At 39.9% G+C, this 22,392-nt stretch carries 19 protein-coding genes and 1 pseudogene; 3 read left to right on the top strand and 17 right to left on the bottom strand.

What is annotated here, in order from left to right; genetic code table 11:
• Window positions 1-76 precede the first annotated feature (76 nt).
• The 3 genes and pseudogenes from HMPREF0014_RS25995 to HMPREF0014_RS21680 form a co-directional block, all read right to left on the bottom strand.
• Window positions 77-205 (bottom strand): annotated as a pseudogene (locus HMPREF0014_RS25995) (DUF1003 domain-containing protein); the annotation flags it as partial.
• Window positions 206-285: 80 nt separating this feature from the next.
• The gene (locus tag HMPREF0014_RS21685; protein ID WP_006581630.1) at window positions 286-789 is read right to left on the bottom strand and encodes a DUF2867 domain-containing protein; all 504 of its coding nucleotides are present in this window, start codon (window positions 787-789) and stop codon (window positions 286-288) included.
• 529 nt (window positions 790-1,318) lie between these two features.
• Window positions 1,319-1,801, bottom strand: coding sequence for a hypothetical protein (locus HMPREF0014_RS21680; protein ID WP_006581631.1), 483 nt, complete (start codon window positions 1,799-1,801; stop codon window positions 1,319-1,321).
• Window positions 1,802-2,050: 249 nt separating this feature from the next.
• On the opposite strand from HMPREF0014_RS21680, the gene HMPREF0014_RS21675 reads away from it, so the two are divergent.
• Window positions 2,051-2,752 carry an SDR family NAD(P)-dependent oxidoreductase gene (locus HMPREF0014_RS21675; protein WP_020992350.1) on the top strand — a complete coding sequence of 234 codons (702 nt, stop codon included), beginning with the start codon at window positions 2,051-2,053 and terminating at the stop codon, window positions 2,750-2,752.
• 85 nt (window positions 2,753-2,837) lie between these two features.
• On the opposite strand, the gene HMPREF0014_RS21670 is transcribed toward HMPREF0014_RS21675, so the two are convergent.
• From HMPREF0014_RS21670 to HMPREF0014_RS21645, 6 genes are all read right to left on the bottom strand, one after another.
• Window positions 2,838-3,296 (bottom strand): hypothetical protein, encoded by a 459-nt coding sequence (locus tag HMPREF0014_RS21670; RefSeq protein ID WP_020992349.1) that lies wholly within the window; start codon window positions 3,294-3,296, stop codon window positions 2,838-2,840.
• 25 nt (window positions 3,297-3,321) lie between these two features.
• Window positions 3,322-3,744, bottom strand: a complete 423-nt coding sequence (locus tag HMPREF0014_RS21665; protein WP_020992348.1) for a hypothetical protein — start codon at window positions 3,742-3,744, stop codon at window positions 3,322-3,324.
• On the bottom strand, window positions 3,698-4,108 hold the full coding sequence (locus HMPREF0014_RS21660; protein WP_006581635.1) for a hypothetical protein: 411 nt from the start codon (window positions 4,106-4,108) through the stop codon (window positions 3,698-3,700). The genes HMPREF0014_RS21665 and HMPREF0014_RS21660 overlap by 47 nt, the downstream gene beginning before the upstream one ends.
• Window positions 4,105-4,917, bottom strand: a complete 813-nt coding sequence (locus tag HMPREF0014_RS21655; protein WP_000995943.1) for a hypothetical protein — start codon at window positions 4,915-4,917, stop codon at window positions 4,105-4,107. The genes HMPREF0014_RS21660 and HMPREF0014_RS21655 overlap by 4 nt, the downstream gene beginning before the upstream one ends.
• Before the next feature lie 2 nt (window positions 4,918-4,919).
• On the bottom strand, window positions 4,920-7,682 hold the full coding sequence (locus HMPREF0014_RS21650; RefSeq protein WP_020992347.1) for a type VI secretion system Vgr family protein: 2,763 nt from the start codon (window positions 7,680-7,682) through the stop codon (window positions 4,920-4,922).
• 436 nt (window positions 7,683-8,118) lie between these two features.
• A complete protein-coding gene (locus HMPREF0014_RS21645; RefSeq protein WP_006581638.1) occupies window positions 8,119-9,348 on the bottom strand; it encodes a beta-ketoacyl synthase N-terminal-like domain-containing protein in 1,230 nt (409 codons plus the stop codon).
• 677 nt (window positions 9,349-10,025) lie between these two features.
• Here HMPREF0014_RS21645 and HMPREF0014_RS21640 point away from each other — a divergent pair.
• Entirely contained in the window at window positions 10,026-10,310 is a 285-nt protein-coding gene (locus HMPREF0014_RS21640) for a hypothetical protein (protein ID WP_000708397.1), read from the top strand.
• An 844-nt stretch (window positions 10,311-11,154) separates the two neighbouring features.
• Here HMPREF0014_RS21640 and HMPREF0014_RS21635 read toward each other — a convergent pair.
• The 7 genes from HMPREF0014_RS21635 to HMPREF0014_RS21610 all read right to left on the bottom strand — a co-directional run bounded on the left by HMPREF0014_RS21635 (window position 11,155) and on the right by HMPREF0014_RS21610 (window position 18,742).
• Window positions 11,155-11,730 carry a DUF4126 domain-containing protein gene (locus tag HMPREF0014_RS21635; protein ID WP_006581640.1) on the bottom strand — a complete coding sequence of 192 codons (576 nt, stop codon included), beginning with the start codon at window positions 11,728-11,730 and terminating at the stop codon, window positions 11,155-11,157.
• A gap of 122 nt (window positions 11,731-11,852) precedes the next feature.
• Window positions 11,853-11,987: a zinc ribbon-containing protein gene (locus HMPREF0014_RS26155; RefSeq protein WP_001983336.1), complete on the bottom strand. Its 135-nt coding sequence runs from the start codon at window positions 11,985-11,987 to the stop codon at window positions 11,853-11,855.
• Between the two features lie 356 nt (window positions 11,988-12,343).
• Window positions 12,344-13,240, bottom strand: a complete 897-nt coding sequence (locus HMPREF0014_RS21630; RefSeq protein WP_006581641.1) for an HNH endonuclease — start codon at window positions 13,238-13,240, stop codon at window positions 12,344-12,346.
• Window positions 13,241-13,323: 83 nt separating this feature from the next.
• On the bottom strand, window positions 13,324-15,930 hold the full coding sequence (gene acnD, locus HMPREF0014_RS21625; RefSeq protein ID WP_006581642.1) for a Fe/S-dependent 2-methylisocitrate dehydratase AcnD: 2,607 nt from the start codon (window positions 15,928-15,930) through the stop codon (window positions 13,324-13,326).
• Complete coding sequence (gene prpC / locus HMPREF0014_RS21620) at window positions 15,930-17,087, bottom strand: 2-methylcitrate synthase (protein WP_006581643.1); 1,158 nt, start codon at window positions 17,085-17,087, stop codon at window positions 15,930-15,932. Before prpC ends, acnD begins: the two co-directional genes overlap by 1 nt.
• Before the next feature lie 67 nt (window positions 17,088-17,154).
• Window positions 17,155-18,039, bottom strand: a complete 885-nt coding sequence (prpB, locus tag HMPREF0014_RS21615; protein WP_004706036.1) for a methylisocitrate lyase — start codon at window positions 18,037-18,039, stop codon at window positions 17,155-17,157.
• On the bottom strand, window positions 18,032-18,742 hold the full coding sequence (locus HMPREF0014_RS21610) for a GntR family transcriptional regulator (RefSeq protein WP_001153627.1): 711 nt from the start codon (window positions 18,740-18,742) through the stop codon (window positions 18,032-18,034). The genes prpB and HMPREF0014_RS21610 overlap by 8 nt, the downstream gene beginning before the upstream one ends.
• A 515-nt stretch (window positions 18,743-19,257) precedes the next feature.
• Here HMPREF0014_RS21610 and HMPREF0014_RS21605 point away from each other — a divergent pair.
• The gene (locus HMPREF0014_RS21605) at window positions 19,258-20,472 is read left to right on the top strand and encodes an amino acid aminotransferase (protein ID WP_004706039.1); all 1,215 of its coding nucleotides are present in this window, start codon (window positions 19,258-19,260) and stop codon (window positions 20,470-20,472) included.
• Between the two features lie 48 nt (window positions 20,473-20,520).
• On the opposite strand, the gene dld is transcribed toward HMPREF0014_RS21605, so the two are convergent.
• On the bottom strand, window positions 20,521-22,227 hold the full coding sequence (dld, locus tag HMPREF0014_RS21600; RefSeq protein WP_020992346.1) for a D-lactate dehydrogenase: 1,707 nt from the start codon (window positions 22,225-22,227) through the stop codon (window positions 20,521-20,523).
• Window positions 22,228-22,392 lie beyond the last annotated feature (165 nt).

Raw genomic sequence — 22,392 nt, 5'->3', positions numbered from 1 at the left:
TAAGCCCTGAAGCCTTTGAGAAGAAATATTTTAAGAATTTAGAGGGATTTGTTGTCCACGATACTGTCTAGGATCACCAATCTGGATGATCTTGGATAATTTCATCGCTAATCACATTTCGAATGACTTCACCCGAAACCAGATCTTTTAACGGAAAATTCTTTCCGCATACGGCGCATTGGCGACACTGGTTTTTATTCTCCATCTTATTCAGCTCGCAATTATAATAATAAGGATATTATATAAATGATTTAAGACGACAACATCGTAAATAAAAATAATGCTTTAACCCAATATTTGTAAAGTTGCTGGCACTATTTTTCGATGTGCAGGAATCACCGGAACCATGTAGAGTCTTCCAAGCCAATTTTTAACATGCACCACTGTGGTTACCGTCAGTACTTGAGTCTTTTCATTCTTATAAATAGATAAAGTCACATTTAAATGCTTGTCATCATCTCCAATCACTAACTCATTTTCGGTACGTTGCCATAAGGTAAAAATTCCAATTCGGTCGCCTGCGACATACTCATTTTCTTTTTTATTCGAATCAATCTGTTTAAAACTTCCTAAATCTTTAAGCCCAATTTTAGAAGTAATTTTATTACGCATATTCATGCTCCACTCTACCCACTCTGGAGTGTGATGGAACAGTTTAATAAGTTGCCCAAATACATTTAGGTCGGGTTGACCCAGCACAATACTCCACGAGTCGTGGAAGTAAGCATTGTTCAATTGAGATGAGATTTGACTGTCGGTAGGTAAAGCAGAAAGATAAGGCTTATTCATTAAATTATATTCTTGTAAAGTATCGTTTTTATTATAGAGAATTTTTTAGGGTGTCAAGGGAAAACATCTATGGTTTACTTCAACAATCATAACTTTGTAAGTTATAACCTTGTGCCTATAAACTTTTGATCTATAGCGTCCTAAGCCGAATCGAGACCTTTTGGGTGAGTACACACTAACGTTATACGTTTTGGTGCATGCTACTCTTTTCGATCCCTATCACACCCTTGAGATATAGTTTAGCCAGCACCCTGCGGGATTGTTTTTCTAAGAAAAGCTAATTTTTAATATTTTTGGGAATTTTTACGTCATTAGACAAATTTAAAAGAATTTATTCCCATTTACCTATAATTAGTTATATTTAAATTCCACTTTAGTTGTGTTTTTCGGTTTATTTTACCAAAACATTAACTGTTTTGAGCAATTAGGCACCAGTCTTATAAAAAGAATCTAACGCCAGTAAAGTATGGTTTGTCTATGTAGAATCTCTTGTGTTTAGGCCACAAGAGAACTCTACTTTTCATTCTGGCTATTTACACTTATTCGTTATATTAAACTTTGGAGATTCATTGAAACTCACTAAGGTAAAGCTTCTATCGATGAAGGTTTCTGTATCTTCATTAGGAGTATGAAAAATCCACTCTGAAATACCATTACTTTTTAAAATAACCTCAAAGTTAAAATTAACTCCCATATTCTTATCTTGGAAATACACTTCATACTCATTAGGTTTAATTTTCAATATTTTAGTTACTTTATAAAATGGATGATCAGGAGTATCAAATGAGAATTTAATTGACTGATTCTTTTGATCAAAACTTACAGAATTGATGTTAGTTGAATTTTTCCCCCAATTCGCCTTCACAGTACAGTCATAGATCCATTTCTCTGGTTTATCTTTATAAATATAATAATTATTCCTTGCTTGAAACTTTGAAAAAAACTCATTCACAGTATTAGCAAAAGAAAGACTAGGAAAAACTAATAAAAAATATAAGAAAATAATCCTCATCTACAAACACCTACACTCACAATATTCTTAACCTTACTTTTAGCTATAATGAAAAAAGATAAATTTTTCATTCTCTAAATAAGTATCCCATCCAGACCATTCAAAACCAACTGACTTAATTAATGTTTTTCATATTTTTGTCTTGTTCTTTCTGCATTATTTTTAGATTTAATTTTTTCGCTTGAATACATTATAAAAACATATTATAAATTATTTCTAACCAAATAATTGGTTTTTTGGAACTTTATAATGAACAACAATATTATAATTTTTGGTTATGGAACAGGTATTTCCAAAGCCGTGGCACATAAGTTTGGTAAAGCAGGGTATAAAATCGGTTTAGTGGCGCGTAATGCTGAAAAACTTGAAAAAGCCATCTTAGAACTTAAGGCACAAGGTATTGAAGCTTATGCTTTTACATGTGATTTAGCGGTTCTTGAAGATATACCAAACCTAATTAAACGCATTAAAGATCAATTAGGAGAGATTAAAAATATTCATTGGAATGCTTTCCATGATATTGAAGGCAATATCTTAAAAACCCCTCCACTAGAGCTTACCAAAAGCTTTCATATTCGTGTTTCGAGCTATATTGCGACGGTACAAGCTTGCTTAGGTGATTTAGAGAAGAACCACGGTAGCATTTTATCGACAAACGGAATTTTTGCTTTCGATGCAGTGGGCATTGACTTAGTTGCCAAAGAATATTCATCGTTAGCAACTACTGCTGCCGCTCAATATAAAGCCACCAACTTACTTGCTCATAGTCTTGCTGACTCAAATGTTTATGTGAGCCAAGTGATTGTAAACGGTTTCGTAGATGGAACCCCTGAAGCGAAGGATAAAACCTACGCGGTACATCCAGAAACAGTTGCAGATCAGTTCTGGTACTTACACCAGCATAAACAAGAAACCGTTTCTCTTTGTGGAGAAGCCATTCAAGCTGCTTAAACTATTTCTGATGAGAGAAGAAGTGTAATCAATTAGGCTTCTTCTCGTTTTTAAATTGATGTCTGTATGCATCCGAATTCTTTAATTATTTCTCATAGTCTGAAGGATCAATTTTGTATGTTTTAAAGAGAATAGAACGTACAGAATCTTTTATTTCTTCATCATGCTTAATAATTAAATAAATATCTTTTTTAGTAAGAGGAACTTCTTTTAGTAAATCTGGTAAGTCTGCTGACCTTATAGCACTGACTTCGCTAGGTTGTTTCAAGATATTTTGATCTTGTTTTTCAAACTTAAAATCTACACCTTGTAAGTTGAAATAGACCATAACTCTTCTATTTAGAGAGTCACTATCATCATATAGAACTGTGCCTGCAGGAAGGATTGTATATGATGAATAGTTATCGAAATTTGATGCTATTCGTAGAGGTTTCTCTAGAACATGAATTTCTGGTGTCTTTGTACGGTTCAAGAAATAATAATTTAATAAAGACTGTATGATGAAAAGTAAAATTAGCACGGTAATTAATAAATTCTTTTTCATATCCACTTCTTATTAAAAATATCTTTTATTCTTTAACTACAAATTCATAGGTCTTATCTAAATTCCCATCACCACTAGCATAAAAACCCGCATATATATGAATCGTAAAAGTTCCCTTATATTTTGGAACTCCAGAAATTTTTAAATTGTTATAAGCATCCGCTTCATTTTCATCTATTGGGCTAATAGAGATATTCATATCACTAGGGAAATTGGTTTCAACTTCAAAAGAATATGGTATCACTCTACCACCTGATATGTTTAATTGCTGATTATATGCCTTACCTACATAGGCTACTGGAAGCCTTTCAGGCTCAATTGTATATTCGTGACCACACCCTGTCATAAGTAACAATGGCACACCCAAAGTTACTAATTTAAGCTTCAGATTTTTAAACAAATTATTTTTCTTCCCATACAATTGGAAATTTTTCTGATTTAGAGACATTACCAATCATTGCAGAGAAAATGGCTTGGCATTCTAAATTAATTTTTTTAACTGAACTGATATCTACAGGTTCACAGCTTCTATTATCATTATTTGAGCAGAATTCTACAGATACATCAATTTTGTTATTTTCAATCTTATCTATATAAGCATCCAACATTTGGTTGTTATTAGCAGTATTTTTGCAAACTATTTTTTTTGATGATGATTCTTTTACTTTATCCAGAACTTCATTGTTCTTAAAATTAATAGAAAAATTTAACTTTTCATTACTTTTAACTACATTATCTATTGTGAAGTTTGAAAAACTCTCACTACAACCTATTAAAAACAAGGAACTCAATAAAAATAATTTTTTTCTCATTTTATAACCTTTTTTAACTCAGAAACTAAAAGATCTGAAGCTGACATTTTATTTTCTAAAAACTTTTTTTCAAAAAACATTTCAGATGCTTCTCCATGATGATAGGTAGAAACACTATTAAAATTAGCTTTTGCCGTATCATCATCGTTCCATCGGCCACCTAAGATTGCTATATAATCATCCCTATAGTTCTTTAAAGGTTGAGAAAAGATATTAATCCATTTTTTCGCAACTGGGTCTGGCTCTAAATAATAAATACGAGCACGATCATTTCCAACGCCACTTTTGCTAAGTCTAATCCCTACAGGATCTATTGTTATAAGAGTATGAACTGTGCATATTTTTGCTTTAGATAATTCTTCTGATAATCCTGCAACATTCCACCCCCCTAAACTATGACCAACTAAATTGATTTGTGTATTTGGTTCTTCTTTTAAAATATTCTTTATATCTGTAAGTAAATTTAATAAAAGTTTTCCTCTATATCGCTTAACAACACTATCAGTACTATAAGCCTCTTCATAACCATAATATTCAAATTTAGCTTTAGTTATTTGTGAGCTAGATGCCTCTTTAAATTTTCTCATACATGATTTCATGATGCCCGTAGGGCCAGCTCCAATATCATCTGGGAAATCTATATCTAAAGGGCGTCCCAGAAATTGATATTTATCAGCAGCGCCGCCAACAAATGCAGTAAAACTTTGCTTATATACATCTAATACAACAGGTTGTATAGGAGGCATGACACATGCACGCCCACACGTTTGTTTTGCAAAGCTCTCTAAAGCTATAGCAGCATCATTCATGTTTAAATTTCCACATGTATTTTATATTGCTTATTCGGCTCTTCAGTTTCCAACTTAACCAAGCCTGTTCTATCTAACTTACCGCGTTCAATTTCTTTATCATTTTCATCAAAAATAATATATCCCGTGCCTGGTTTCAGTTTATTTCCTTGTTTATCCATTACATCGAACCATACACCATATTTTTGTTTTCCTTGTTCAGGTAAATACGGTAATGAACTATTTACACTCCCGCCCCCCATAAACTTATGCTGCCCAGCCTTCACCTCAAACTTGCCACCCGTGGTCATAAAAATACCCGAACCGGTAATTCTGACTTGAGAGCCGCCTGCGGTGAGCACAATTTCCTTGGATGCGGTCGCTTCGATTTTGTCTTCAGTCGAAATCACCTGAACAGCTTTACGGGCAATTAAATCTGCTCCATCACCTTGCGCCTGTATCTCGACTTTACCTTTGCCTGCATAGAGTCTTGCCCCTTCTTGCGCTGCAAAAAGGCTAATTTTATTTTGGGCATGTGCAATCAGGTTCTTTTGAGTAGATAGGTTAATGCTGTCGCCCGCAGTTTGGTTGAGCTGCCCATCTGCACTTAAGTGAATGTCTTCATTACTCGCGACCGCCATACTATTTGGGCTTGCTAGCAGCATGATCGCATCTTTGAAGGTTTTAGCTTTTGCGTTGTCTTGCTGTTCAAGTTTTTCAATAAACGACTTTAGGTTTTCTAAATGTTCTAAGGGGTCAGTTTGCTGATTTTTAGCAACCTCACTGAGGGCCTTAGCATTGCTAAGCCCACCTTCAATTTGTTGTTTGGCCTCAGCTGCGTCTAGGTGTACACCTTGGGCTTGGTCTTGTTTATGGGTACTAATAAGTAAGCCACTGCCTGCTCGAACCGCACCCCACTGGTCAGTTCTGAGTTCAAAGCCTTCACCACGACCGTCACTTTCGGCTTTGTCTTTTGGATGGCTTAAGTTACCGAGGTTTAATTGGCTAGCTGCATGGCTGCTTTGTAACTGGGCACTGATTTGGCCTGTAGTGTCATCAAAACGGAGTTGGTTAAAGCCTTTGCCATCGACTTCTTCAGAGCGAATACCACTGAGCTTTTTGGTATCAGGTAATTGGCCTTTCTGGTCGAACTGGGTTGGGTGGCGTTCCGCTTCGTGAATACGTCCCACCACAAATGGTCGGTCAATGTTGCCATCAAAGAAGTCAATCACCACGATCTCGCCCACGCGAGGCAAGAAGCGTGCTCCATAACCTGCACCTGCCCATGGGGTCAATACATCCACCCAAGCTGAGTCGGTGTCATTGTCGTTACTGCCTGCTCCACCGTCATGGCTATGGTCATCAGCTCGGGTAAACAGGAATCGGACTTTAATACGCCCCCACTGGTCAACATGAATGCTTTCACCTTCTAGCCCCACAACTTTAGCGCGCTGCGGGTAAGCTACCGGTCGGTGTTCTAGCGGGTTATATTCAGGTACAGCTTTAACGTTGCGTCGAACGACATTGAGTTCAGCAAAGTGGCGCTGCTCAGGATTTTGCGTGTCGAGTTCAGTTGCCTTGAGTTTGTCTTGTGGTAATAGGCGTTCAAGTTGCTGTTGTAATTCTTTCGGTAAATTATTCTGGTTGTAGTAGTGCTTGCTTAAGATTAAAAACTCTTTATCAGCACTGTCATGCTGGTCGAGTTCTGGGTGATCATTGAGTTCAAACCAGTAACCCACCTGCGCATCACGGATGTTACCTGCAACGGTAAACTGTTTAGAACTCAGGTGATGGTAAGCATTAATGTGTTGGTTAAGCTGTTCAATCTGGCTATTGCCTGAAGCAGTGGCTTGGTCTTCGCCTTTTAAGTCTTGCATCCACGCAGGACTAACATGCCATGCATCTTCAAGGTTCAGGCTAGCATTGTCATAGTGTTCGCTGTGCTTTTGTGTGCCTTGTACGCTGCCACTGCCTTCTTCTTGTTGAAGGGCATCAGCTTGCCAGCGTTGGATATGAACCGAGGTTGGTTGTAAACGACGCTCAGCTTTGACTTGGGTAATGGTATCAAACTGTTCTGTGGCACTGCTGCGTTGGTAGCGGAGGCTGCGGCGATCAAGGGCTTTATAATTTTGATTTTCATCAATTAAACGTAGCACTTGTGGCTGAATAGAAGCATTCGGGTCCGCGACTAAAAGCTGTGACTCATCGACCAGCCAATTAATACCTTCACTACGCCACAAACGGGTTAAAAAGTCATAATCGCTTTCGTTTGACTGCATCACAAATGGACGCACATCGTAGTCCTTAGTTAAGCCAGATGTGTCGAGCGTTAAACTTGAGGCAAACAGCGGACTTTTACCTTGCCATTCTTTAAACAAAATTTCGCTAATATCGCGCACGCTTTTATTCATAAACACGCGGCTATTGCGGCGTTTATGCCAGAGTGCAGTTGGGTCTTTTAAAGTTAAATTATAAATAGTGAGTGAGCCGTCACTTTGGCCTTGGCTGGCTTCGGTAATAATACCTGTCGTTCTAAAAAATTGGCCCATGTCAGTGACCTGATCAATGGCAACCTGACAGCCAATAAATTGTTTTAATGCAATATGCGCATTTGTAGACAGACACAATAATTCAGCAACGCTACCCTGATTAAGCGTATGTTCGCCCTCAATACGTTGTAAGAAGACTTGCTGATTTAAAGACTGATTTGAGAATTGGATATGTACAGCACGATTTTGTGAAACAAGGCCTAAACGTTCCAATATACTCGACACACTCATCTGCATTTTTATTATCAATCAAACTTATATTTAAGCCCTATTTTAATTAAAAAAAGACTAATCTGTCTATCTATACTCATTTTCAAAATGTAACTAGTCAAAATATGCATTTTTACGTTAATTTTTTATTCAATAGGTATGTCAAAAGTAAACTTCGATCATTTTAATGCATTTTAAATTATTTATAGATACTTAAATGATATAGCTAAGCAAGAGATAATTAATTCCCAGCACAACTTAGTGGAAACGTATTTAAGCTAAAAAATATTTATAAAAACCAATAAATTGCATGTTTTTATAAATTTTAAAGTAAAGCTCTTATCTATATTTTTCTTTTTGGGTGAATGTCATTCATCAACTAATTAATTCCCACCTCTTATAAAACCATATATATGACCTATTTTATTCTTTTTCTCACGCCCATATATATTTCATATTTAAACTACCCTTCCCATTTTCTAAAAACTAGACACGTATTTACCCCACCAAAACCAAAGCTATTACTCATGACTGTTTTGAGTTCGGTTTCTCGGCTTGTTTGGACAATATCGAACTTTTTCGCTTCTTCGCGCAGTTCGGTAATATTAATACTCGGCGCAATAAAGTTATTTTGCAGCATTAAAATAGAATAAATAGCTTCGTGTACCCCTGCGGCCCCCAAACTATGCCCAGTCATCGACTTGGTCGAACTCAGTGGCGGGACTTTTTCGCCACCAAAAGCTCGCTCTATGGCCAATAGTTCGGGAATGTCGCCTGCTGGCGTTGAAGTGCCATGCGTGTTGATATAGTCGATGGTTTGAGAGCCGTTTTGCTTGGCTTCTGCGAGTGCCAGTTTAATGCAACGTGTCGCACCTTCACCACTTGGGGCAACCATATCGACACCGTCACTATTGGCAGCGTACCCAACCACTTCTGCCAAAATTTTTGCTCCGCGTTTTTGGGCGTGGCTTAAAGACTCCAAAACCACCATGCCACCGCCGCCAGCGATCACAAAACCATCGTTATCGATAGAATATGGGCGTGAAGCGGTTTCTGGTGCATCGTTATATTTAGAGCATAAGGCGCCCATCGCATCGAATATTGCCGTTTGGGACCAATGGTCTTCTTCGCCGCCACCCGCCAGCATGAGGTCTTGTTTACCAGCGGCAATAAGGTGATATGCATAACCAATTGCGTCGGCTGAAGTTGCGCAGGCACTCGCAACCGATTGAGATACGCCTTTGAGGTTGAAAGCGCGTGATAAGTTAGCGCTAATGGTATTTGTTAGGTAGCGTGGCGCTAAATCGGGCGATACTTCGCTTGCGCCTTTTTCTTTTAGGGTATGCAACATGTCGATGATAGACGCTGTTGAGGTGCCGCCTGTTCCCCCAATCACGCCATATTTTGAGTTGTTGGCAATGTCATTTACCTCAAGCTTGGCGTGTTGTAGCGCATCGAGTGCCGAGTTATAGGCATACATCGCGCAAACGCCCATGTGTTTTTTTAATTCTGAATCGATGTTTTCAAAATCCATTTCGGCAGTGGCGCTCACATGACTTCGAAAGTTTAGTTTTGCATAGACATCGTTATAGCGAATGCCTGAGCGGCCTGCTTTTAAGGACTCGGTTACTGTCTCTAATGTATTTCCAATACAGGAATTAATTCCCATTCCTGTGATGACAACTCGTTCCATTCTTATCTCTATAAAAACGACAAAAATAGATCTTAACAATCAAGTTCTTTTTTGGAACTGGCAAAATATTTCTATATTTATTATTTTTTCTCATCAAATATAAATAAAAAGTTAATAATAATATTTTTATTTTAAAATCTATTTAGTTTTATTATTAAATCAAAAATATTTTAAATATTAAATTGACGTATTTAAAATCACCGATTATTATTTCGTTGCTGGCCTACATTGCCAGACGGTTTTGACAGACCGTAACTCGTGGCGGATTATAGTTCTACTATAAGTCGTTAGACCCTTGCGTCCCCTTTTCTTTGCGGTAGGACGGATGGGGGACGCCCCGCGCGTGCTGGTTCTACGAGTCCAGTCTGTCAACCCCTATTCGTTCTACCACCCTAATTAATTGACGGTAATTTGGTGGTAGGACTCCATTTTTTAAGGAGTTGACCATGCCACTTTTCAAACTCATTTTCTCTCTTATTTAACTATTTTATTGATTTAAAATTTAGGTTTTTACGCCTTATTTTTTTAAATTTATAAACTAATTTTATTTTAAAATTTTAATTATTTTATTTTCCTGTATTTATAGGAGGATTAACTTTTATTTAAAAAATTATTTTAATTTCCCAAGCAATTATATTTTTATTTTAGTTATACGCATAAATAATCATGAGAATAATATGAAAATTTATAAACCCTTTTTGGCTTTAAGTTTCATAGTCGGTAGCTTAGGTGTGGCAGGTTGTAGCCTTCATGCCCAACAGGAGTTTGAAAAAATTTGCCTGTCAGGTGGGCATAGCGAGGCCAGTTGTGACTGTATTTACCAGCAACTTGAAAAAGCTTATTCCCCGAAAATGATGCAGCGCCTAGAACATGTCAGTTTGCAAAGTCCTGTTCTCCCACGGGACTTTGCCCCTACTTTTTTAAGCACCATGCAGCGGTGTGACAAAAGTAGTCTGGGCTAAGCGTTGGCTTAGCTCTTTAACTCTGTGTCGCAATGGTGTTGTACTTTAAATCAGTGCAAAAAATTAAAGTCTGTTGTGGCACAGAGGCCAGAGTTGAATTCAAAATAAGATAAATAAACGACGCTCTTGTACGTTTTATCCTACAAACTTTTAGGGATTTTGCGGATTGGCGACTCCCTGCCTTTTTCCTATTATGAACTCATACAGGAACAGGATGTTCCGGAACATAAAACAACAATAATAGGTTCATGCATCAGGATCGTGAGATACGACAGGAGTCATATCTAGTACCCAAATACGAAAAAGCCCAACAGGATGTTGGGCTTTTTTATATCTGAATATTTATGAGTTTTTCTTTAAGTCTTCAATATAAGTGGTTGTGCTGCCATCCCAGTAACAATGTATACAACGCCCCTCTTTAAAAACATGCTCACAATTCGCATATCCATAAATTATAGAAGCACATTCAGGACACAACGAGGCCATGCTAGATTTAGTTTTTAAATACTGGCTTCCGCATTCATCACATTTTTCACAACCACTCAGCATGGATATATCTCAATTTAAAACAACGCTATGAGAACATAATGATAAATTAAAAGGCAATCTTGTACGTTTTATCCTACAAGCTTTTAAGGATTTTGCGGATTGGCGACTCCCTTCTTTTTTCCTAATATGAAGTCATACAGGAACAGGATGTTCCGGAACATAAAACAACAATAATACGTTCAAGCACCAGGAGCGTGAGATACGACAGGAGTCATATCTAATCACCAAATACAAGAAAGCCCGACAGGATGTCGGGCTTTTTTTATGGTCATTTAAAACTGATATTTATACTCACCTATAGCGGGGTATGCGCCTGTTCTTGCTTTTTATGGCGAATCCAACGTACCACCCAAATAACCGCAATCAGCACCACTATTGCCACAAGCGCAGGCACTAACATAGCTGAAACTGAAAGTAAGATTGCTCCAATCCACTCCCCTGTTGCGAATACAAAGTTCCCTAAACCACCTGTGGTTGCCGTTGAAACACCACGTGCAGCAACGGTACTCATTTGCACCACACCAGCCGTGCCACCGCCAACAATAATCGCTGCTGCCCAACTGGCAAACTGAGACATTTCTCCACTGCTAACCGCCATCGTCGCTAATGTACCCGCAATCATCGCCGCAGGGGTTGCGACTGTGTCTAAGGCATTATCGACCCACGGTATATAGTAAGCTGCAATTTCACACACCGTTGCCACACCTAAAGCCAAACACACCGATGGCAGAGCTAACCACTCAAAGCCTTTCGATGGCTCAAACCAGCCCATCATGGTGGCAATGCTCATAACCAGTAGCGGCACAAACACCCGAAAACCGCAGGCCGCGCTCAGGCCCACACCAATACATAAACCCAAGATTGTTTCCATAACGGTTTCCTTTTCATGCCCATCACGGGTCTTGTTATGTAAGTCTTATTTTTAAATTAACAAAAAGCCCTATCGGGTGACAGGGCTTTTTGTTAAATGCGAACGCAAATATTATTTCATTCTTAACGTTTAAATTGCGTGCAGTAGCATTTTGTACAAGGTGGTAAAGGGTCTGTGTTAATTTCTAAAAACACTCTGTGTCCGCACTGAGCACAGAAATAGAAGCCTGTTCCGGGTTTTTCGCCAGCTGTTACCATGATTACATTCCTATAATCGTATATATATTAAACAGGAATATAACCCAGTTAGAGTGATTGTCAATTGTCCATTTCGCCCGATGATGATGGCATAAATGCAAAAAATGTTATTTGTACGATTTATCTTACACAGATTTAGGGATTTAGCGGATTGGCTGTCCCCTACTTTTTTTCTAATATGAACTCATACAGGAACAGGATGTTCCGGAACACAAAACAACAATAATAGGTTCATGCATCAGGATCGTGAGATACGACAGGAGTCATATCTAGCAACCAAATACGAAAAAGCCCGACAGGATGTCGGGCTTTTTTTATGGGATATCTACACTAAGGCTCTTACTTGTCACTCACATTTAATTCACTTTATTTAGAAGCATTTTAAGCTCATGAATTTCTAATAATGGTTGACCTTTATGTAGCATTCTATGGCAGTTTGAACAGACTATAGCCAAATCCTCTAATTTGGTTTTAACTATACTGTCTGACTGGTTTAATGGAATCAGATGATGAACCTCACAAAATTCTTTACCAATTTCTCCATAGTTCTTTTCAAAGTCAAAATGACAAACTTCGCATTCTAATTTTCCAAAATCAGATAATATTTTCTGCTTTTTTTGTTTAATGATACTTAAATTTCTTTCTCGAACTAAGTGCCTTCTGATTTTAAGACTTCCCTCAGTGACTCCTAAGTCATCAATATCAGGTAAATCATTAACTAGACAGTATTTTTCAATATACTTTTTTACTTTTTCAACTAAAGGTTTTGTTTCTTCTAACTTTGCATACCAAACATTACTTTGCCCTATACCACCTTTTTTTGCACGAGGAATTCCAAACTCTCTTTCATCAATAGGTAGCAAATAAGCATCTTCAAAATCAGCTTTTATTCGATAGGATTTAACACCATTCTGCTTATGTAATTCCGAAGCAAATTCAAAGTAAATTTCCTCTTTGTATACAGTAGCATTCTTATACCACCCAATAATAACTGTTCCATTGCTCTTAGAACTTGCTGTCCAGACAACCGTTACGCCATCAATATATAGATCATCCTTGTTAGCTCCTAACTTTGTTATATTAATCTTTCCCGGAGACTGCACATATCCAAAAACAGAGCCATCCATATTCGTGAAATTACATACTTCGTGACCAATTTCGTTATCATTATATGACCCTCCTCTTTCTAAAATATCTCCATCCATTCCATTATATTTTCTCATCCAGCCAATATTGCAAAATAATATTCTCACTTTTATTCCCCCCAAAATTAAAAAAACCCCATCATCAAGATAGGGATTTTTTTGAACAATATCAATAATGTTTAACTAAAGTATCAAGCCACTTGGCCTTCTAAAAAGTCTTGCGCAAAACGCTGTAATACACCGCCTGCTTCATATACAGAAACTTCTTCTTCTGTATCTAAACGGCAAGTCACAGGCACTTCAAGAATCTCTTCTTTACCATCTGCTGTGGCACGTTCAATCACTAAAGTTAAAGTCGAACGCGGCGCAATATTACCAATCACGCTATAAAGCTCTGTACCATCTAGTTTTAAAGTCTTGCGGTTTACGCCAGGTTTAAACTCAAGTGGTAACACGCCCATACCCACCAAGTTAGTACGGTGAATACGCTCAAAACCTTCTGCCACAATCGCTTCAACACCTGCAAGGCGTACACCTTTTGCAGCCCAGTCACGGCTTGAACCCTGACCATAGTCAGCACCCGCAATAATAATTAACGGTTGCTTACGGTTCATGTAGGTTTCAATTGCTTCCCACATACGCATGACTTCGCCTTCTGGCTCTACACGCGCTTTTGAACCTTGCTTAATGGTACCGTCTGAACGAACCACCATCTCGTTATACAGTTTTGGGTTGGCAAATGTTGCACGTTGTGCAGTCAAGTGGTCACCACGGTGGGTTGCGTATGAGTTGAAATCTTCTTCTGGTACGCCCATTTTATGAAGGTATTCACCCGCAGCCGAGTCCATCAAAATCGCGTTTGAAGGCGACAAGTGGTCGGTGGTGATGTTGTCACCCAAAATCGCAAGCGGACGCATGTTCGCCAAAGTACGTGGTGCAGCCAACGCCCCTTCCCAGTATGGTGGACGGCGGATGTAAGTACTTTGTGGACGCCAGTCGTAAAGTGGGCTCTTCGCTTGCTCAACTTCGCCTAAATCAAACATCGGAATGTAGACTTTACGGAACTGTTCAGGCTTCACGGCTTCTTTAACTAAGGCATCAATTTCAGCGTCAGATGGCCAAATGTCTTTGAGGTAAATCGGGTTACCTTCTTTGTCATGACCTAACGCATCTTTTTCGATGTCAAAACGAATCGTACCTGCAATTGCATACGCCACAACAAGCGGTGGAGATGCCAAGAATGCTTGTTTTGCATAAGGATGGATACGACCATCGAAGTTACGATTACCAGAGAGTACTGCTGTTGCGTACAAGTCACGGTTAATAATTTCTTGTTGAATGACTGGATCTAATGCACCAGACATACCGTTACACGTTGTACAAGCGTAAGCCACAATACCAAAACCAAGCTTTTCTAAGTCTTTTAGAACACCTGCTTCTTCAAGGTAAAGTGCAGCCGCTTTTGAACCCGGTGCAAATGATGATTTCACCCAAGGTTTACGAACCAAACCTAGCTCATTTGCCTTACGTGCCAACAAACCTGCCGCCACAGTGTTACGTGGGTTAGAGGTGTTGGTACATGAAGTAATGGCAGCAATAATGATCGCGCCATCTGGCATTAAGCCATCAGAACGGTTTTCAACAACACCTGCAATGCCTTTTTCTTTTAGGTCCGCAGTTGAAACACGTGCATGTGGGTTTGATGGGCCAGCAATGTTACGTGTTACTGTCGACAGATCAAAACGTAGTACACGTGGGTACTCTGCTTTGGTCATTTCAGATGCCCAAAGGCCGATTTCTTTTGCGTACTGTTCAACCAATGCCACTTGAGCATCTTCACGGCCTGTTAGGCGTAAGTAGTCGATTGTGTTTTGGTCGATGTAGAACATCGCAGCCGTAGCGCCATATTCTGGAGTCATGTTCGAAATGGTTGCACGGTCGCCCACAGACATGCTGTCAGCACCTTCACCAAAGAACTCAAGGTAAGCACCCACTACGCGCTCTTTACGCAAGAACTCGGTTAAAGCAAGTACGATATCTGTTGCAGTAATGCCTGCCTGACGCTGACCAACCAACTCAACGCCAATAATGTCTGGTAGACGCATCCAAGATGCACGGCCCAACATTACGTTTTCAGCTTCTAAACCACCAACACCCACAGAAATTACACCCAAAGCGTCGGTATGTGGTGTGTGTGAGTCTGTACCGACACATGTGTCTGGGAATGCGACACCATCACGCGCCTGAATGACCGGAGACATTTTCTCTAGGTTAATCTGGTGCATAATGCCGTTCCCAGCAGGGATCACATCGACATTTTTAAATGCGGTTTTAGTCCACTCAATAAAGTGGAAACGGTCTTCGTTACGGCGGTCTTCAACAGCACGGTTTTTTGCAAAAGCGTCTGGGTCAGCACCACCGTATTCCACTGCTAAAGAGTGGTCGACAATAAGCTGTGTTGGTACAACTGGATTGACTTTAGATGGGTCACCGCCCTTCTCAGCAATCGCATCACGCAAACCTGCAAGGTCAACCAATGCAGTTTGACCCAAGATGTCATGACACACCACGCGTGCAGGATACCAAGGAAAGTCTAAGTCCTGACGGCGTTCAATCAACTGCGTTAAATAAGCAGTTAAGTTCTCGGCATCGGCACGGCGTACCAATTGCTCTGCAAGTACTTTAGAGGTGTAAGGCAGTTTTTCGTATGCGCCTGGCTGAATATCTTCAACGGCTTGACGCACGTCGTAATATTCAAGCTGGGTACCTGCCAGCGGCTTACGGTATTTTGTGTTCATTAACCACGCTCCGCCAATGGTTTGAATTTGAGGTTTTCAGGGCCTGTGTAGTTCGCGCTTGGACGAATGATTTTGCCGTCTTGACGTTGTTCAATCACGTGCGCAGACCAACCTGCTGTACGTGCAATTACGAACAATGGTGTGAACATTGCAGTTGGAACACCCATTAAGTGATAGCTCACCGCACTGAACCAGTCGAGGTTCGGGAACATGTTTTTCACTTCTTTCATCACTGCTTCTAAACGCTCAGCGATGAGGTACATTTTGGTGTTCTCTTGTGCTTCTGCTAAGTCATGCGCCACTTTCTTGATTACTTCGTTACGTGGGTCAGAAACTGTATATACAGGGTGACCAAATCCGATCACGACTTCTTTATTTTCAACACGTTTACGGATATCAGCTTCTGCTTCGTCTGGATTGTCATAACGTTGTTGAATCACGAATGCAACTTCGTTGGCACCGCCATGTTTAGGTCCACGAAGTGCACCAATACCGCCTGTAATTGCCGAGTACATGTCAGAACCTGTACCTGCAACCACACGTGATGTAAATGTTGATGCGTTGAATTCGTGCTCAGCATACAAAATAAGAGATGTATGCATTGCTTGAATCCACTCTTCAGATGGTTTTTCGCCATGAAGTAAATGTAAGAAATGCGCTGCAATTGATTCGTCATCTGTTTCAACTTCAATACGACGACCGTTATTGCTGAAGTGGTACCAATAAAGCAGCATTGAGCCTAGGCTTGCCATTAATTTATCAGCAATGTCTTTTGCGCCCGCTTCGTTGTGGTCTTCGTGTTCTGGTGTTAAACAACCTAGCACTGATACACCTGTACGCATCACATCCATTGGGTGGGCAGACGGCGGTAATTGCTCAAGTGCAGTTTTAAGTGCTGCTGGTAAGCCACGAAGCGCTTTTAATTTTGCTTTATAGGCTTTGAGTTCAGCTTTGTTTGGTAATTTGCCATGTACGAGCAAGTGAGCAACTTCTTCAAACTCGCTACCCGCTGCAAGGTCAAGAATGTCATAGCCACGATAGTGCAAGTCGTTACCGCTACGTCCTACGGTACACAGTGCTGTGTTGCCTGCAACTTGTCCGCTAAGTGCAACTGATTTTTTTGGTTTGAAGCCTGTTGTTGTTTCATTTGAGCTCATAAGATTGTCCTTTCCTATCTATCTGAATTTATTTATTAAGCACGGCATATGTACCGTGTTTTACTTCTTATTTCTTTTTAGCAAATGCGTTGTCTAAGTAGTCTTCAAACGCATAGTAGTTAATGCGTTCATATAACTCTTTACGCGTTTGCATAATATCAACTACGTTCTTTTGTGTACCTTCTTTACGTAAGGTTTCATACACAGTTTCGGCTGCTTTATTCATGGCACGGAAAGCAGAAAGCGGATAAAGCGCAAGGCTTACATCGGCAGATGCTAACTCTTCAGTAGTAAACAGTGGTGTAGAACCAAACTCGGTAATATTTGCCAAAATCGGTGCACCAGTCTTCTGAGCAAATTGCTTGTACATATCAAGCTCGGTAATTGCTTCAGGGAACAACATGTCTGCACCCGCTTCAATGTAGGCACCCGCACGGTCAATTGCAGCTTGTAAGCCATCTACTGCCAATGCATCGGTACGTGCCATAATCACGAAGCTGTCATCACCACGCGCATCAACCGCTGCTTTAATACGGTCAACCATTTCTTCTTGAGTCACAATGGCTTTGTTCGGACGGTGACCACAACGTTTTGCGCCCACTTGGTCTTCAATGTGCATTGCCGCAGCACCAAACTTGATGAGTGCTTTTGTTGTACGTGCAATGTTAAATGCAGAAGCGCCAAAACCTGTGTCCGCATCGACCAATAATGGAAGATCACATACATCGGTAATACGGCGTACGTCTGTCAACACATCATCAAGGTTACTGATTCCCAAATCAGGTAAACCTAAAGAACCAGCGGCTACACCACCACCTGATAAGTAAATCGCTTTATAACCTGCACGTTTTGCCAAAAGTGCATGATTGGCGTTAATGGTTCCAACCACTTGTAATGGCTTTTCTTGGGCTACTGCATCGCGAAATAGCTGACCTGCGGATTGTTTAGCCATTGTTATGTTCTCCTTGTGCTTGTAGCAGTGTTTGCTCAATAATTTTGTAAGAAGCATTGATATGTCGATGCATGAGCAGCTCGGCAAGTTCACCATCGCCTTCTGCAATTGCATCTAAAATACGGATATGTTCGTCCCAAGCTTTGCTCGGTCGATCGGGTGTGTTTGAAAACTGAATTCGGTACATACGGATGAGGTGATAAAGCTCATCACATAGCATTTTTTCTAGGGTTTTATTGCCACTACTTTTGATAATGCAATAGTGAAAATCGTCCTGCCCTTCTTGCAAGTAATATCCTTTACCTGCTTTAAAGTTTTCATCTTCAGCATGCATACGCAATACATCACGTAGCGCCAAAATTTGCTTTTTATCAATATGCTGTGCAGCAAGTTTGCAAGCCAACCCCTCTAAAGAAGCTCGAATTTGGTAAAGCTCTTTGAACTGTTGCAGTGAGAGCGAAACCACGCGCGCTCCCACATGTGCAGTACGCTCAACCAAACGTTGACCTTCAAGGCGATGAATTGCTTCACGCAAAGGCCCACGGCTAATGCCATAAGTCCGTGCCAGCTCAGGTTCAGAAATTTTGCTACCTGCCGGAATTTGACCCAAAACAATAGCCGTCTGTATTTGTTTAAATACATTCTCGGTCAGTGTTCTTCCCTGACTTTGTAGTGGCTCTGGTGCGAAGGTCAAATCTTGCATATTGTCGACAATTTTTAATCAATTATGGCTTTTATAGCGGTATGAATGAAAAAAATCAAGGTGATTGTTGACACTTTATAGAACGCATCAGGTCAATTTTTATCGTTAGGGCTGACATTTCACCTTATATTTAAAGCATTACATCAACTTCAATTTAATATTTATAAAACAATAATTTATCTTCAATTTATCTATAGTTTTATGACTATTTATAGCTTGCTTTTTAGTCAATAAACTTTTGTTTCAAACTTTAGTCTACAACCAATGTATTACAGCAAGATTGTAGACAATCTGCTTGAATGAAAGCATGAGTTATAAATTAGTATCTATTTACCGTAATTTCTTTTAAAACTTTTTATTATTTTCAGCCAGAAAATATCGATATTAGTGAAATTATCAGGTGCTTCACGGTAGCTTTATTGATACATTATTGAACATCGACATAGTTGTGGCGTATTTTTCGAGACAGAAAAAACCCAGCACTATGCATATTGTTGAATGAAAGGACTTTTTTGATGTTTCAACATATCCCCCCATACGCAGGCGATCCAATTCTCTCTTTAATGGAACAGTTCAATGCTGATACTCGTTCTGAAAAAGTAAACTTGAGTATTGGTCTTTATTATAACGAAGACAGTATTGTTCCTCAGTTAGAGACCATTATTGAAGCGCAAAAGCGTATAGAGCCTAAAAACGGTAAAACCAAACTTTATTTGCCAATGGAAGGCTTCAAACCTTACCGTGAAGCAATTCAAGCACTTTTATTTGGTGCAAACAGCCCAGCAGTTAAAGCTGGCCGTGCTGTAACCATCCAAACGCTTGGTGGTTCAGGTGCATTGAAAGTTGGTGCGGATTTCTTAAAAACTTATTTCCCAAATTCAGACGTTTGGGTAAGCCAACCAACCTGGGACAACCACGTTGCGATTTTCAATGGCGCTGGCATCAAAACTCATTTCTACCCATATTTCGACAACGAAACACGTGGTGTAGATTTTGACGGTATGTTGTCTACACTTAAAACTTTGCCTGAGCAAAGCATTGTGTTGTTGCACCCATGCTGCCACAACCCAACGGGTGCTGACTTAAACCCAGCACAGTGGGATCAAGTGATTGCAGTATTAAAAGACCGTAACCTTATTCCATTCCTAGACATCGCTTACCAAGGTTTTGGTGACGGTATGGAAGAAGATGCGTATGCAATCCGTGCTTTAGACCAAGCGGGTCTAAACTTCATTGTGAGCAACTCGTTCTCTAAAATCTTCTCTTTATATGGCGAGCGTGTTGGCGGCTTAACTTTCGTATGTGACGATGCAGAAGCTGCTCAGTGCACATTCGGTCAGCTAAAAGCGACTGTACGTCGTATTTACTCTAGTCCTCCTACAACAGGTGCTTGGTTAGTTGATGAAGTGTTAAATGACGCTGAACTTAACCAACAATGGCAAGGTGAAGTGAAAGAGATGCGTGAGCGTATTATTAAAATGCGTAGCATCTTGAAAGATGAACTCACTAAAGCATTACCAGACCGTGACTTTAGCTACCTTGTAAACCAAAAAGGTATGTTTAGTTACACAGGTTTAACTGCTGAGCAAGTAGATATCTTGCGTGAAGAATATGCAATCTACTTAGTACGTAGTGGCCGTATTTGTGTAGCAGGCTTAAACATGAACAATGTTTACACTGTTGCAAAAGCAATGGCTGAAGTACTTGCTAAATCTGTAGAAGCTGCATAAGACATCTACTAAAAAAGGCGCTTCGGCGCCTTTTTTTATGTCTCGATATTAAGATTTAGCTTTGCCCCAATATTTCAGTTTTGAGGTATGCCCAATCCCCACATTAAAGCTATTGGTTGGGTCGAGTTTTTGGTAGAAATTGGCTAATGCAGGTTTGGCAATGTAAAGATGCCCAACATTATGCTCTGCTGGATATTCAGCACGGCGTGCATCGAGTAACTTCCACATTTGATGTTCCATTTCTAATGGGTCATGGCCCTTTTTAAGAATATAGTCCTGATGGAACACATGACAAAAGAAATGCCCATAATAGAGTTTATGGAGAATTTTATTTTCCATTTCAGCAGGTAGTTGCTCTACCCATTCGCGGTCATTACGACGTAACGCAATATCAAGCGCGACAATATCTTCAACTTCACTACGGTGTGTATCACGATAACGAATTGCAGCTCCCGCAATCGCAAAACGGTGTAAGAACGCCTTTCGACCTTCTTCTTCACTACATACGAAATAGCTGCCTGACTGATGCACTGCAAAATATTCTTTTAAAAACTGCTCGGTCTGTACTTTTGAATTATTTTCAACACGTAAAACCAAATGGTGCTCATAACGATCTCGATATTCGGTCATACACTTAGGCAAATGACTCGGTAAAAAAAACGTAATCGCCTGTAAAATCTGGTCTGTTAAACCTTTAATTTTAAATTTTTCTAAAAAGCCATCGACTTTATCTTTCATGGCGAAGGCTTTTGGAACATTGGCTGTACCAAATTTTTCAATAAATAAGAATGTGTCTTTTCCGTACTTTTCACCAATCAAGTAAGCATCACGGTGAATATATTCGCCTGCAATCGGTAGACTTGGCAGTGAAGTGAGTAAATAACGGCGAATCGCCGTTAAATCATCAGCATCATTAGTACCAATATAAAAGACATTGCTTTCTACTTTTTCATAAGTATCAAGACGTACCGCAAACACACAGACTTTACCTGCTGAACCAGAAGCCTCAAACAAACGTGACGGGTCTGCATTAAAACGAGCAGGTGTATCTTCATCAACTTGGGTCACATCATGGGCATAACGATGATCCGATGCCTGCTTTTCGCCATCATCTAAAATATCTGCGGCTTGATATTTCTGCTTCTCTAAACGAGTTAAAATTTCTTCGGGAGTCGAACCTAAATTTACGCCTAAATGGTTCACCAGTTCTAACTGTCCAGCAACATTCACCTGAGCATATAACGCCAGCTCAGTATATGCAGGACCACGGCGTACCAAAGCACCGCCTGAGTTATTACACACACCGCCAAGTACTGATGCACCAATACAAGATGAACCAATTACTGAATGCGGTTCACGGTCATAACCTTTTAAAATTTGCTCTAAATTATCTAAGGTCGCACCCGGTAAACAAATCACTTGCTTACCGTCATGAATAACTTGAATGCCCTTTAAACGGCGGGTACTCATCACTAAAACAGGACGGTCATAATCATCGCCATATGGGGTTGAACCACCAGTAAGCCCTGTATTGGCCGCCTGCATAATGACAATACAGTCTGCCTCAATAGCAGCTTGAAGCACCTGCCATTGCTCTAGCAATGTGCCCGGCACCACTACAGCAAGCACTTTCCCCTCACCAAAACGACGACCTTGACGATACTGACGCGTACTTTGGTCATCGGTCAAAACATGCGAACGCCCTACAATATTTTGTAAGCGTTCAATCACTGCTTGAGGAGAAAATGTTTGCATGATGGTTTCCTTTTGGTCATCCATTTTTCAAGTTATATTGCAAAAACAAAACCTTGCTCATGCTACGCAGGCTGTAAGTGACGCTTAGCACCAGCAACTAATCTCTAGGTGTTAGATTTAATTAAAATTGGCTACGAGTTGGCGGCAGGGATGCCGCCTGTTGAG

Origin of the sequence: Acinetobacter sp. RUH 2624 (assembly GCF_000162375.2) — a bacterium.
In the GTDB taxonomy this organism is placed as follows: domain Bacteria; phylum Pseudomonadota; class Gammaproteobacteria; order Pseudomonadales; family Moraxellaceae; genus Acinetobacter; species Acinetobacter nosocomialis.
The sequence above is the reverse complement of the archived record's forward strand: the minus strand, read 5'-3'. Positions and strand labels throughout refer to the sequence as shown.